This is a genomic window from Streptomyces winkii, from assembly GCF_032248595.1.
Lineage (GTDB): Bacteria > Actinomycetota > Actinomycetes > Streptomycetales > Streptomycetaceae > Streptomyces > Streptomyces winkii.
In genome coordinates, this window is the sequence record NZ_JASTTH010000003.1 from 687,542 (window position 1) to 701,712 (window position 14,171).

The following is a 14,171-nucleotide window of genomic DNA, read 5'->3' on the forward strand; positions in this document are numbered from 1 at the left end:
GGGCATTCGTCTATCAGGTGCGCAGCCGTACCGGGTAGCCCACGGGCGCACCGTCTTCCCGGGTGACGACGGTGGTCCCGTCGCGCCGGATGACGGAGAACCGCTCGGCGGGCGCGGGGAGTTCGCCGCCGTCGCGGCCGCCGCCGTCCGCGCCTGCGATGACGAGTCCCTTGCCCCGGCGCCCCGGTGCGGGCGTCCACACCTCCAGCTCCGTGCCGCCCCCGTCGCCGGTCACCGGCACGGCGGCACCGGCGCGCGCCAGCACGGGAATCCGCGACAGCGGTGCGTCGAGGAGGACTTCGCCCGGGCCGTCGTGCGCCTCGCCCGTCACCGTCTCGTACCAGCGGCCGTACGGCAGCCGCACCCGCCGCCTTCGCGTGCCCTCCTCCAGCACCGGTGCCACGAGCAGCGCGTCGCCCAGCAGAAAGGCGTCGCCGCTCTCGCGCAGCGACCGCTCGCGCGGATGCTGCCACCACAGGGGACGTACGAACGGCGCCCCGGTGCGGTGCGCCAGATGGGCCAGGGTGGTGAAGTACGGGCGCAGCCGCTCCCGTTCGGCCATCGCGGCGGCGCATCCCGCGAGGACCTCGTCGCCGAACGCCCAAGGGGCCCGTGGACCGGCCCCCTTGGCGCTGTGGGAGTGGAAGAGGGGGAAGTACGCGGAGAGCTGGAACCAGCGCAGGTAGAGCTCCGGGGAGGGGGCCGCGGTGGACCCGCCGATGGCCGGGCCCGCGTACGGCACACCGCACAGCCCGAGACCCAGGACGAGCGACAGCGCCTCGCGCAGCCCCGCCCATCCCGTGGCCACCTCGCCGCCCCAGGTGCCGCCCTCGCGCTGCATGCCCGCCCAGCCGGAGCCCGAGATGGCGAACTCACCGCCGCCGCGGGCGGATTCGGGAACGTCGGCGCTGGCAGTGTCGTCTGCGGCGCCCGCTCTGTCCTTCGAGGTGTCCTCTGCCCTGTCCTCTGTCGTGTCCTCTGCCGTGTCCTGTGTGACGGCTCTGGCGCCGGACTCCCCGGCGGAGACGAGCTGGACGCCCTGCTCCCTCAACTCGGCTGCCAGGCGCGGCAGATCGCCGGGCCGTCCCCGGTCGCCCCTGAGGAGCCGGTGCCCGCTCTGCCCCCCTTGGCCGTCCAAGTGCAGGGCACCCAGCGGCAGTTCGTGCGCCCGATACCCCGCCGCCACGTCCCGCGACCGCTGCCCCGCCCCGACGGGATGCCCGGTGTGCTGATACCCCAGCGCCCAGCCCGGAGGAAGCGCCGGCGCACCCGTCAAGCGCGCCCAGCCGTGCAGCACCCGCGCGGGCGGCCCGGCGATCACCCAGTACCGCAGCGGCCCGCCGTCCATGCGGGTCTCGCTGCACCCCGGCCGGTCGTGCCCGGACCCGCGGCCCTCCAGCCCCTCGCGCACCGTCACCCTGCCGTCCCCGGTGTTGTCGTGGAACACCAGATGCGTGCCCGCGTCCGCGACGACCAGCTGCACCGGCATGGTGATGCGCGGCGCGCTCTCGTCCCGGCCGGAGTCCTCCGAGCCCGGACGGCCGCCGCTGCGCAGCGCGTACGAGCCGTCCGGCAGACGCGGTCCGCAGATGCGCCCGCCGAGCCCGAAGAAGCGGGCGTCGGCGGGCACTTCGGAGCGGTGCATCCAGCGGCCGCCCCCGGCGTATGCGGACGGATCGGCTCGCGGCTCCGTCCCCGCGGCGGCGCCCTCTGCGCCCGCGCCCGTGCTCCGTCCCTCGCCCTGGCCTTGGCCCTGGTTCTGGCCCTGGCCCTGGTCCTGGTCCGGCCGCTCGTCCGACTCCCGCTGCGCATGGGCCCGCTGCGCCGCGGACGTCTCCCACCAGCGCGGCGGCAGGTCCCTGCGCAGCAGTTCACCGCCCGGCGTCCGCACTTCCACGGTGCCGTGCCGCGAGACGTTCACCAGCAGCCGCTCGGAGACGAGCCGCCACCCGCCGTCCTTGTCCGGCTCCAGCACCGCACGGGTGTCGGGCTTCGGAGCGGGCCCCGGCAGGGCGTCCGACGGGCACGGCTCCACACCGTCCCAGCCGAGGAAGACGGCACCGCCCACAGCGACCCGTACCGAGAGCGACGAGCGTCCGAACCGGATCACCCCGCCGCCCGGACGGACCTCCGCGCCCCGCACCTGCCCCGGCACCCGCGCCCGTTCGCCCCCAGGGAGCCGCTGCCTGCCCGCCGACGCACGCCTGAGCCCCCAGGAACGCCGTCCCGGCCTCGACCGCCACGCCACACCCGCCGCCCTCACCGTCCCCACCAGGCCACGACCGTCCATGCAGTTCAGCGTGCCAGCGGGCGGAGCCGGCGTCATCGGCGTTCAACCGGAGTTCACTCAGCGACCACCCGCTCGTGCCATGCGCCCCCTGCGCCTCCACACGCACCCGGGACCGACGTGTGGTGCCCGCGCCCGTTCACGTCACGCGCAGAGGGTGGCCCCGCCACATTCGCTGCGAGGCGGGCATGTGGTGTGCGCCCTGGCGTGAGTGTTGATCACGTGGCATCGTCCAGAACAGCCACACGTACGCCCGCACATCGTGCCGCCAGCACACCCAGGACATCCAGCACAGCCGGACCGGGAGCCGCCATGACCACAGCGCACAGCGCACCGCAGCCGCAGCCCGTCACGCCGGAACCCCTCTGGCAGCCGGGCACCGACCGCGTTGCCGGCGCACGGATCACGCGCTTCCAGGAGTGGGCCGCGGAGCACCACGGTGCGCCCGCAGCGGTCCCCGGCGACCCCGAAGCGAGCTACGCCGCACTGCACCGCTGGTCCGTCGAGGAGCTGCGGGTCTTCTGGCAGGCGCTCGCCGAGTGGTTCGACGTACGGTTCTCCGCCCCGTACGAGACGGTGCTGGCCGACGACGCCATGCCCGGCGCCGACTGGTTCCCCGGAGCGACGCTCAACTACGCGGAGCACGCGCTGCGTTCCGCCGAGGACCCGGCACGCGCGGACGAGCCCGCGCTGCTGCACGTCGACGAGGAGCACGAGCCCCGCCCCGTCACCTGGGGTGAGTTGCGGCGCCAAGTGGGCTCCCTCTCCGCCGAGTTGCGCCGCCTCGGCGTGCGGCCCGGCGACCGCGTGAGCGGCTATCTGCCCAACATCCCGCAAGCGGTGGTCGCGTTGCTGGCGACGGCCGCCGTCGGAGCGGTGTGGACGTCCTGCGCGCCCGACTTCGGCGCCCGCAGCGTCCTCGACCGCTTCCAGCAGGTCGAGCCCGTCGTCCTGTTCACCGTGGACGGATACCGCTACGGCGGCAAGGAGCACGACCGCCGGGAGACCGTCGCCGAACTCCGCCGCGAACTGCCCAGTCTGCGCGCGGTCGTTCACGTCCCGCTGCTGGGCACCCCCGCTCCGGAGGGGACGCTCGAATGGTCCGCCCTCACCGACGCGCCGGCCGGCTCCACCGACAGCGCCCCGGTCTTCGAGCAGGTGCCCTTCGGCCACCCGCTGTGGGTCCTGTACTCCTCCGGCACCACGGGGCTGCCCAAGGCCATCGTGCAGTCGCAGGGCGGCATCCTCCTGGAGCACCTCAAGCAGCTCGGCCTGCACTGCGACACCGGCCCCGGCGACCGCTTCTTCTGGTACACCTCCACCGGCTGGATGATGTGGAACTTCCTGGTCTCCGGCCTCCTGACCGGCTGCACCGTCGTCACGTACGACGGCAGCGCCGGCCACCCGGACATCAGCGCCCAGTGGAACGTGGCGGCCCGTACCGGTACGACGTTCTTCGGCACCTCGGCCGCGTACATCATGGCGTGCCGCAAAGCGGACATCCATCCCGGCCGTGACCTGGACCTCTCCCGCGTCGAGTGCGTCGCCACGACCGGCTCGCCGCTGCCGCCCGACGGCTTCCGCTGGATCCACGACGAGGTCTCCCACGACATGTGGATCGCCTCCGTCAGCGGCGGCACCGACGTGTGCAGCTGTTTCGCCGGAGCCGTGCCCACTCTGCCCGTGCACACCGGCGAGCTGCAGGCCCCCGCGCTCGCCACGGACCTCCAGTCCTGGGACCCGCAGGGAAAGCCGCTCACGGACGAGGTCGGCGAACTGGTCGTCACCCGGCCCATGCCGTCCATGCCCATCCGCTTCTGGAACGACCCCGACGGCTCGCGCTACCGCGAGAGCTACTTCGAGATGTTCCCCGGCGTCTGGCGGCACGGCGACTGGATCACCCTCACCGGCCGCAACTCCGTGGTCATCCACGGCCGTTCGGACTCCACGCTCAACCGGCAGGGCGTGCGCATGGGATCGGCCGACATCTACGAGGCCGTGGAACGGCTGCCCGAGATCCGTGAATCGCTCGTCATCGGCGTCGAACAGGCCGACGGCGGCTACTGGATGCCTCTCTTCGTCCACCTCGCGCAGGGAGCCGTGCTCGACGACGCGCTGCGCGACCGCATCAAGCGCGCCATCCGCGAGGGACTCTCGCCCCGCCACGTCCCCGACGAGATCATCGAGATCCAGGGCGTGCCGCACACCCTGACCGGCAAGCGTCTCGAAGTCCCCGTCAAGCGGCTGCTCCAGGGCGCCCGCCTGGACAAGGCCGTCAACCCGGGCTCGGTGGACGACGTCGAACTCCTCCGCTTCTACGAACGGCTGGCCCAGGACCGCGCCGGCTGAACGGCGAGCGGTACGCGCGGGCCGCCCGGACCGGCCGACGGCTGCCGTTGTCAGACCCCCCGATTACGGTGAGTGAGCAAGTGATCCGTACGGCCTGAGGGGGAGCCCATGGCACACACCAGAAGCCGCAAACGCAGCCGCCGCCGCACCCTGCGCCGCGAAGCACCGAGCATCGTCCCGGTCCTGGCCGACGAGGCGCACTTCGCGCGGATGCGTGCGTACGGATCCTTCGCCTTCGACGATCACGGCAGCTATCTGCGTCAGACGGAGGGGCTGCTGCGTGCGCTGACGGCCGACCAAGTGCACGCCCGCGTCGCGCTCTTCGACCCCGTGGACTATGAGCTGTTCTGCCAGGAGCACGGGCTGGACGCCGACTCCGCGGTCAGCCGCGGGCGCTATGTCGCGGAGGTCGCCGCCTCGGGCACCACAGTGCCGTACGGAGGGCAGTCCCTGGTCCGGCTGCTGCCGCAGCTTCGCGACGCACACGCGTGCCGCCTGACCTGGCACGCGGGCGTCGAGATCCTGGCACGGGCCGGCTCGTGCGCGCGCTGCGGGCGCGACATCGGGAAGGCGGCCTTCGACCGCGCCGCCCGCGCGCTGAGCGCCGTCCTCGACGCGGCCGGAACGGGCACGCACCATCTGGTCGCCAGCGTCGCGGTTCCGGGCGCCGCCCTCGTGACGTCACTCGACGTGCGCCGCGTGGGTGACGGCGCCGTTCACGCCCACGAGTCCGCCGCGCTCGCGCTGACCACCGCGCTCGCGGCGGGCTTCGCCACCGGCAGCCCCGGCGGCCTCGTGCTCCGTACGGAAGGCGGCGGGGCCCAGCACGACGAAGGGCGCGGCGACGGTGACAAGGGCGGGGGAGCGGTGCCCGACGTCGTCCGCGGATGGCGGCTCGACCCGGCGGGATGCTGGCTGACCCCGCTCAGCGCCGCCGAGGTCTTCGCCGCGTACTGCACCGATCCGTCCACGTGGGAGCCCGTCGCCCCCGAGCCCGGCGTCGAGCACGCACCGGGTCAGGCACTGCCGCACCCGGGAGGTGAACTGCACTGCTGACCCGGCACGTTCGGCCTCCGCGCACCTCTGCGAGGGCGCGCTTCCGGTCACTCCCCGGAGAGCACGGCCTGCGCCGCGATGCGCGAGTCGTGTGCGCTGTCCGCCGCCCGCGCCGCCGAGGCGGCACGCTCGCACTGCGCCAGCGTGTGCTTCGCGAGCGTGGCCCGTACGTACGGAATGGAGGCCGCGCCCATCGACAGGCTGGTCACCCCGAGGCCCGTCAGCACGCACGCGAGCAGCGGATCCGCCGCGGCCTCTCCGCACACGCCGCAGCTCTTGCCCTCCGCCGAGGCGGCCTCGGCCGCGAGCGCCACCAGATCCAGCAGCGCGGGCTGCCAGGGGTCCTGCAACCGCGAGACCGCCCCGACCTGGCGGTCGGCGGCGAAGGTGTACTGGGCGAGATCGTTCGTCCCCAGCGAGAGGAACTCCACTTCCTGAAGCACCGACCGGGCCCGCAGCGCCGCCGACGGCACCTCCACCATCACGCCGCACTTGGCCTCCAGACCCGCCGTCCGGCAGGCTTCCGCGAAGGCGCGGGCGTCGGCGCGGTCAGCCACCATGGGCGCCATCACCTCAAGGTAGACGGGCAGTCCGTCGGCGGCCTTCGCGAGCGCGGTGAGCTGTCCCTGGAGCACCTCGGGGTGGTCGAGCAGCGTCCGCAGGCCACGCACGCCCAGCGCAGGGTTCGGCTCGTCGCCGGGGGTGAGGAAGTCCAGCGGCTTGTCGGCCCCGGCATCCAGCACCCGCACCACGACCCGGCCCTCGGGGAACGCCTCAAGCACCTGCCTGTAGGCCGTGACCTGCTTCTCCTCTGAGGGCGCCTTCGTGCTGTCGTCGAGGAAGAGGAATTCCGTACGGAAGAGTCCGACGCCCTCCGCGCCGGCCTCCAGGGCGGCGCTCAGATCCGAGGGACCACCGACGTTCGCCAGCAGCGGCACCTTGTGGCCGTCGGACGTCGCGCCCGGCCCCTTGGCGGCGTCGAGGGCGGCCCTGCGGTCCTCGGCCTCCCTGAGGAGTTCGGCCTGCTCGGCCTCGCTCGGCGAGATGCGCACCGTGCCGGAGCTGCCGTCGACCGCGACGACGGTGCCCTCCGCCACCTCGCAGGCATCGGCCAGGGCCACGACCGCCGGCACGCCCAACGCCCGCGCGAGGATGGCGCTGTGGCTCGTCGGGCCGCCCTCCTCCGTCACGAAACCGAGGACCAGACCCGGGTCGAGCAGTGCGGTGTCCGCCGGGGCCAGGTCACGGGCGATGAGCACGAACGGCTGGTCGCTGTCCGGCACGCCCGGCATGGGCACCCCCATCAGGCGCGCCACGATGCGGTTCCGTACGTCGTCAAGATCGGCGACCCGTCCCGCGAGGTACTCCCCGGCCCCGGCGAGCAGCGCGCGGTAGGCGGCGAACGCGTCGTAGACGGCACGTGCCGCCGTGCTCCCGACCGTGATGCGGCGTTCGACGTCGGCCATCAGCTCGGGGTCCTGAGCCATCATGGCCTGCGCTTCGAGCACGGCCTGGGCCTCGCCGCCCGCGAGAGTGCCCCGCGCCGACAGGTCGTTGGCCACGGCCTCGACGGCACGCCGCGCCCGCTCCTGCTCCCGCGGCGCCTCCGACTCGGCGATCTGTCTGGCGGGCGGCTCCACGGCAGCGGTCCCCATGTGGCGGACCTCGCCGATCGCCACTCCATGACTTACGCCGACACCTCGAAGGGTTGCGTCCATCTCACTCATCTCCGGTTGGCGCGGTGAGCACGTCCACCGCTGTGCTTCACGGCTCCCGGACCCTCTGCGCTGGAGCGGGTACGGGCGTCACTTCCACTTGAAGAGCGTCGTACCGGTGTCGACGACACCCTCTTCGACGACGGCGGCAAGCGAGTCAGCGGAAGCCTCGAGCGCGATCACCGGAGAGATGGGGGACTTCCCGGCCTCTTCGATGACGGCCGGGTCCCACCGTACGAGCGCCTGACCACGCTCCACCGTGTCGCCCTTGGCGGCAAGCAGTTCGAACCCTTCGCCGTTGAGCTGGACCGTGTCGATGCCGAGGTGGGTCAGCAGTCCGTGACCGTCGGAGTCCACGACGACGAACGCGTGGGGATGGAGAGAGACGATGATCCCGTCGATCGGGGAGACGGCCTCGATCGGCCGCCGCACCGGATCCACGGCGGTACCGGGGCCGACCATCGCCGTGGAGAAGACGGGATCGGGCACCGCCGAAAGCCCGATGGCGACTCCGGCCAGAGGGGACGTAACGGTGGTCATGGCGCCTCCCGGTGAGGGAACGGAACGTTCGCCGTCCCCGACCTGTCCTGGACGGCGCATCGTTGAGAAGCGTAAGTCATCGAAACCGCGCGCTCAGTGCGAGCGTAAGCGCGTGGCGTGTGCACTGCCGCGGCCCCGCCCGCCGCCCCGGGAAAGCAAAGTGCTCCCGTTTCCGAGTCCCGGGTACGGCCCGGCGCACGGCGGAGAAAGACCGGCAACCCGGCGGTGCGGCTCCAATTCACCGCGGCGGCGAATGCGTTCCCGGGCCTTGTGCATGCACATCGGCCGCACGGCCATGAAACCGGGGTGACACGCGAATGTGACAACGCGTCCGCGGTTCAGGCCCCACCGGAAGAGCGCACTGCGTGCAGTGACGCGTCTGAACAATCCCCCGACCATTGCATGACCGATTCCGTCATTTCAGCCGCAATAAGAGCGCGGGAAATCCCCGGCGGAATTCCGCACCCCGAAGCCGGGGTCCTGCCTCTCCGACGGGCCCCCGAACCGCCGGTCGCGGAAGCCCCCTCGGGAGGCCCGTACACCGCGCCGACGGGCCCCTGCGCACCGCTGGGGCCCCTGTACCCGGGGCACGAAGCTGCCGGTAGTGTCTGGGTGCATCGTCGGCGCGAGGTTCACAGGAGGCCCCGTTGGAGGTCCAGGACAGGAAGTCCGAGGAGGGCCGGGTCTTCACCATCCCGAACATCCTCAGCATGGCCCGCCTCGTCGGCGTGCCGGTCTTCCTGTGGCTGATCCTGTGGCCGGTCTTCCACGGTCCCAACCTCGACGGCTGGGCCCTCCTCGTCCTCGCGCTGAGCGGCGTCAGCGACTACCTGGACGGGAAGCTCGCCCGCCGCTGGAATCAGGTCAGCAACCTCGGCCGGATTCTGGACCCGGCGGCCGACAGGCTCTACATCCTCTCGACCCTGCTGGGGCTCACCTGGCGCGGCATCCTGCCGCTCTGGCTCACGGCGACGCTGCTGGCCCGTGAACTGCTCCTCCTGGTGATGGTGTGGCTTCTCGACCGGCACGGCTATGCGCCGCCGCAGGTGAACTTCCTCGGGAAAGCCGCCACGTTCAACTTGATGTACGCGTTTCCGCTCCTGCTTCTCAGCGACGGCAGCGGCTGGATCGCGTCATTGGCGGCGATTTTCGGATGGGCCTTCGCCGGCTGGGGAACCGCGCTCTACTGGTGGGCGGGCATCCTGTACGTGGTCCAAGTACGTCGTCTGATCAAGGCGGGAACGGCGGCGGCCTGAGGCTTTTCCGAGCCGCAACGACTGGTTCGCGCCACGGCAATGTGTGGGTCTTCCCCGATCGGGGAAGTCGGTATGACCGTCGTCTTACCGAGGAGGACGCTTCCGATATGAAGGCCGTCGTAATGGCCGGCGGTGAGGGCACCCGCCTTCGCCCCATGACCGCGAGCATGCCCAAGCCGCTTCTGCCCGTGGCCAATCGCCCCATCATGGAGCACGTACTGCGGTTGCTCAGGCGCCATGGGCTCAGCGAGACCGTAGTGACCGTGCAATTCCTGGCGTCGCTCGTCAGGAATTACTTCGGGGACGGCGAAGAGCTCGGCATGGAGCTGAGCTACGCCAACGAGGAGAAGCCGCTCGGCACGGCGGGCAGCGTCAAGAATGCGGAAGAGGCCCTCAAGGACGACTCGTTCCTCGTCATCTCCGGGGACGCGCTCACCGACTTCGACCTGACCGAACTCATCGACTACCACAAGCGCCGCGGCGCCCTCGTCACCGTTTGCCTGACGCGCGTGCCCAATCCCCTCGAGTTCGGCATCACGATCGTCGACGACGACGGGAAGGTGGAACGTTTCCTGGAGAAGCCCACCTGGGGTCAGGTCTTCTCGGACACCGTCAACACCGGGATCTACGTCATGGAGCCCGAGGTCTTCGACTACGTGGAACCCGACGTGTCCGTCGACTGGTCCGGCGACGTCTTCCCGCAGCTGATGAAGGAGGGCAAGCCCATCTACGGCTTCGTCGCCGAGGGCTACTGGGAGGACGTGGGCACGCACGAGAGCTATGTGAAGGCACAGGCCGACGTGCTGGAGGGCAAGGTCGAGGTCGACATCGACGGCTTCGAGATCTCTCCGGGCGTGTGGGTGGCCGAAGGGGCCGAGGTGCACCCCGACGCCGTACTTCGCGGCCCGCTCTACATCGGTGACTACGCGAAGGTCGAGGCGGGCGCCGAGCTCCGCGAGCACTCCGTCATCGGCTCCAACGTCGTCGTCAAGAGCGGCGCCTTCCTCCACCGCGCCGTCGTGGACCAGAACGTCTACATCGGGCCGCAGGCCAACCTCCGTGGCTGCGTCGTCGGCAAGAACACCGACATCATGCGCGCCGCCCGCATCGAGGACGGCGCCGTCATCGGGGACGAGTGCCTCATCGGCGAGGAGTCCATCGTCCAGGGCAACGTGCGAGTATACCCCTTCAAGACCGTGGAGGCCGGTGCGTTCGTCAACACGTCCGTCATCTGGGAGTCGCGGGGCCAGGCCCACCTCTTCGGCGCCCGCGGCGTATCGGGCATCGTGAACGTGGAGATCACGCCGGAGCTGGCCGTACGGCTGGCCGGCGCCTATGCGACCACGCTGAAGAAGGGGTCCACCGTCACCACGGCCCGCGACCACTCCCGCGGTGCCCGTGCCCTGAAGCGGGCCATGATCTCCGCGCTCCAGACCAGCGCCATCGACGTGCGCGACCTGGAGAACGTGCCGCTGCCCGTCGCACGCCAGCAGACGGCACGCGGCAGCGCCGGAGGCATCATGATCCGTACGACGCCGGGAGTGCCGGAGAACGTCGACATCATGTTCTTCGACGAGCGCGGCGCCGACCTCTCCCAGGCCGCGCAGCGCAAGCTCGACCGGGTCTTCGCACGGCAGGAGTACCGGCGCGCGTTCCCCGGCGAGATCGGCGACCTGCGGTTCCCGTCGAGCGTGTACGACTCCTACACCGGCTCCCTGCTCCGCTCCGTGGACACCACCGGAGTCGAGGACTCCGGCCTCAAGGTCGTCGTCGACGCGTCCAACGGCAGCGCGGGGCTCGTCCTGCCCAGCCTGCTGGGGCGGCTCGGCGTGGACTCGCTGACCATCAATCCCGGCCTGGACGAGTCCCGTCCGACCGAGACGGCCGACGAGCGCCGCTTCGGACTCGTCCGCCTCGGCGAGATCGTCTCCTCGGCGCGCGCCGCGTTCGGCATCCGCTTCGACCCGGTGGGCGACCGGCTCTCCCTCGTCGACGAGCGCGGACGGATCATCGAGGACGACCGGGCGCTCCTGGTGATGCTCGACCTGATCGCCGCCGAGCGGCGCAGCGGCAAGGTGGCCCTGCCGGTGACCACGACCCGCATCGCCGAGCAGGTCGCCGCCTACCACGGCACCCGGGTCGAGTGGACGACCACGTCGCCCGACGACCTGACGCGCGTCGGCCGGGACGAGACGACCGTCTTCGGAGGCGACGGCCGCGGCGGCTACATCACCCCGGAGTTCAGCTCCGTCTTCGACGGCTCGGCCGCCTTCGTACGGCTCATCGGCCTCGTCGCCCGCGCACAGCTCACGCTCAGCCAGATCGACGCCCGCATCCCGAGGGCGCACGTCCTCAAGCGCGACCTGGCGACGCCCTGGGCCGTGAAGGGACTCGTCATGCGGACCGTCGTCGAGGCGGCGGGCGACCGCACCGTGGACACCACCGACGGCATCCGGATCGTGGAGTCCGACGGGCGGTGGGTGATGGTGCTCCCGGACCCGGCGGAGGCGGTCACTCACCTGTGGGCGGAGGGCCCCGACGACGCCTCCGCACAGGCATTGCTGGACGAATGGTCCGCGGTGGTCGACAGCGCCGGCCGCTGACCGCCGGAGAAGGCGGGCCCGTTCCGCGGTTGTGACCTTGCCGTGCGACGATGTGCGTCATGTCGCAGCAGCACCCCGAACGGAGTACCGCGTCGCGGCCTGCGCGGCCCGACGCCTCCATGTCGCTGCTGAACAACGCGATGTACCACAGCCTCGACGACGGCTACGCGCAGGCCGCCGCCCGCCGCGGCGTCGAGGGCCGGTCCGGCATGCCGGACACCGTCCGCGCGAAGCTCTGGCTCGCCGCCGGACTGGTCCTCGCCGCGCTCGTCGTGACCGTCGGAGCGGCGCAGGCGCGGGTGTCCGCGCCCGAACTCGCCAAGGAACGGCAGGAGTTGATCACCCGGATCGACGACGGCGACCGCCGGGCCGACTCCCTCCAGCGCAGCGTCGACGACCTGCGCAAGGACGTCGAGGCGCGGCAGCGCAAGGCGCTGGAGAAGCACGGCGGCAACGAGGCGGAGGTGGCCGGGCTGCTCTCCGGCGCGCTGCCCGTGCACGGGCCCGGCATCAAGCTCGTCGTCGACGACGCCAAGGACACCCAGGCCAGCGACTCCGGCGGCCCGCGGCAGAGCAGTGACTTCTCGGACAACGGCCGGGTCCGCGACCGGGATCTCCAGCGCGTGGTCAACGGGCTCTGGGAGTCGGGATCGGAGGCCGTGTCCGTCAACGGCCAGCGTCTGACGTCGCTTTCGGCGATCCGGGCCGCCGGCGATGCCGTACTCGTCGACAACAAGCCGCTGGTGCCTCCGTACACTCTGCTCGCACTGGGGCCCGGGAAAAAGCTGAGCACGGCGTTCCAGGACAGCGCAGACGGGCAGTACTTGCAGGTGTTGCAGGAGAACTACGGTGTGCGCACCAGCATCAGCACCCAGGGGGAGGTGCGGCTTCCGGCCGCGCCGAGCCTGATCGTCCGAACGGCAAAGCCGGTGCAGACAGGAGAGGGCAGCAGATAGTGATCGCCGTACTGGGCCTCGTCGTCGGGGTCGTGGCAGGGCTCGTCGTCCGGCCCGTCGTCCCGACGATTGTCGAGCCCTACCTTCCGATCGCCGTCGTCGCGGCGCTGGACGCTGTCTTCGGCGGGCTGCGGGCAATGCTCGACGGAATCTTCGACGACAAGGTGTTCGTCGTCTCGTTCCTGTCGAACGTCGTCGTCGCCGCCTTGATCGTGTTCCTCGGCGACAAGCTCGGGGTCGGGGCCCAACTGTCCACCGGCGTCGTCGTGGTGCTCGGCATCCGCATCTTCTCGAACGCGGCCGCCATCCGACGGCACGTCTTCCGGGCGTGAGGCCGATGAGCGACGGAGAGGCCGGCAAGCACCCCGGCGAACTGCCTCCCGAGGAACCGGCGCGGAAGCGCGAGCCCGGTCGTGGCCCTGCCGAGGGCGCGGAGAACAACCGACCCGGCGGTCGGCCGGACGGGCCGGAGAACAGCGACGGCGCTGGCGGCAACGGAGCCAGGCCGCCGCGTGACCGCGAGGCAGGCAACGCCGACTCGCGGGAGCCGAAGGCGAGTTCGGGCGACTCGGCGGCAGCCGCGAACGGAGCGGCGGAGAGCTCCGAGGAGAAGCCGGCGAACGGCCCGGCCGGCGGCGGCGAGCGGAGGCCGCCCGCGGAGTCCGCGGCCGCGGAAGAGGAGTCAGGGCGCACGGGCAGGCAGCGGCTTGCCCAGGCCGTGTGGCCGCCACGCGTGACGCGAGCCCAACTCATCGTCGCGCTCCTGCTGTTCGTACTGGGCCTCGGGCTGGCGATCCAGGTCCGCTCGACGAGCGAGAACAGCTCGCTGCGCGGCGCGCGCCAGGAGGACCTGGTCCGCATCCTCGACGAACTGGACGACCGCACCAAGCGACTTGAGGACGAGAAGCAGAGCCTCGAAGGCCAGCGCACCGAGTTGGAGAACAGCTCGGACCAGGCCGAGGAGGCACGCAAGCAGACACGTCAGAAGGCACGTCAACTCGGCGTGCTCGCCGGGACGGTGGGCGCGCAGGGCACGGGGATCGAATTGACCATCACCGACCCCGGAAAGTCCGTCGAGGCCGACATGCTGCTCGACGCCGTGCAGGAACTCCGCGCGGCCGGCGCCGAAGCGATCGAGGTCAACAACGTACGCGTGGTTGCGAATACGTACTTCTCGGACAGTGCCGGCGGCGTGAGCGTCGACGGCCACAAGATCAGTCCGCCGTACCGCTTTCAGGTGATCGGCAAGCCCAAGGACCTTGAGCCGGCGCTGAACATCCCCGGCGGCGTGGTGCAGACACTGCGCAAGGAGCAGGCTGACGCCTCGGTTCAGCCCTCGGAGAAGATCGTCGTGGACGCCTTGCGCTCTGCGAAGCGGCCTGATTACGCTCGGTCATCCCAACGGTGAG

At 71.5% G+C, this 14,171-nt stretch carries 10 protein-coding genes; 7 read left to right on the top strand and 3 right to left on the bottom strand.

The features are described from left to right. Positions 1-13 precede the first annotated feature (13 nt). A complete protein-coding gene (locus tag QQM67_RS11505) occupies positions 14-2,290 on the bottom strand; it encodes a glycoside hydrolase family 31 protein (protein ID WP_314173597.1) in 2,277 nt (758 codons plus the stop codon). 309 nt (positions 2,291-2,599) lie between these two features. On the opposite strand from QQM67_RS11505, the gene QQM67_RS11510 reads away from it, so the two are divergent. Then, entirely contained in the window at positions 2,600-4,636 is a 2,037-nt protein-coding gene (locus tag QQM67_RS11510) for an acetoacetate--CoA ligase (RefSeq protein WP_314173598.1), read from the top strand. A gap of 108 nt (positions 4,637-4,744) precedes the next feature. Continuing rightward, on the top strand, positions 4,745-5,692 hold the full coding sequence (locus tag QQM67_RS11515) for a hypothetical protein (protein ID WP_314173599.1): 948 nt from the start codon (positions 4,745-4,747) through the stop codon (positions 5,690-5,692). Positions 5,693-5,739: 47 nt separating this feature from the next. Here the strand turns inward: QQM67_RS11515 and ptsP are convergent, their stop codons facing one another. After that, on the bottom strand, positions 5,740-7,410 hold the full coding sequence (ptsP, locus tag QQM67_RS11520) for a phosphoenolpyruvate--protein phosphotransferase (RefSeq protein ID WP_314173600.1): 1,671 nt from the start codon (positions 7,408-7,410) through the stop codon (positions 5,740-5,742). Between the two features lie 87 nt (positions 7,411-7,497). Then, on the bottom strand, positions 7,498-7,947 hold the full coding sequence (locus QQM67_RS11525; protein WP_314173601.1) for a PTS sugar transporter subunit IIA: 450 nt from the start codon (positions 7,945-7,947) through the stop codon (positions 7,498-7,500). A 647-nt stretch (positions 7,948-8,594) separates the two neighbouring features. Here QQM67_RS11525 and QQM67_RS11530 point away from each other — a divergent pair. From QQM67_RS11530 to QQM67_RS11550, 5 genes are all read left to right on the top strand, one after another. After that, positions 8,595-9,203, top strand: a complete 609-nt coding sequence (locus QQM67_RS11530; protein WP_314173602.1) for a CDP-alcohol phosphatidyltransferase family protein — start codon at positions 8,595-8,597, stop codon at positions 9,201-9,203. 107 nt (positions 9,204-9,310) lie between these two features. After that, a complete protein-coding gene (locus QQM67_RS11535) occupies positions 9,311-11,806 on the top strand; it encodes a mannose-1-phosphate guanyltransferase (protein WP_314173603.1) in 2,496 nt (831 codons plus the stop codon). Between the two features lie 59 nt (positions 11,807-11,865). Next, positions 11,866-12,762 carry a DUF881 domain-containing protein gene (locus tag QQM67_RS11540; RefSeq protein WP_314173604.1) on the top strand — a complete coding sequence of 299 codons (897 nt, stop codon included), beginning with the start codon at positions 11,866-11,868 and terminating at the stop codon, positions 12,760-12,762. Continuing rightward, positions 12,762-13,094, top strand: coding sequence for a small basic family protein (locus QQM67_RS11545; protein ID WP_314173605.1), 333 nt, complete (start codon positions 12,762-12,764; stop codon positions 13,092-13,094). The genes QQM67_RS11540 and QQM67_RS11545 overlap by 1 nt, the downstream gene beginning before the upstream one ends. 5 nt (positions 13,095-13,099) lie before the next feature. Beyond that, positions 13,100-14,170, top strand: coding sequence for a DUF881 domain-containing protein (locus tag QQM67_RS11550; protein ID WP_399066235.1), 1,071 nt, complete (start codon positions 13,100-13,102; stop codon positions 14,168-14,170). Position 14,171: the final 1 nt, after the last annotated feature.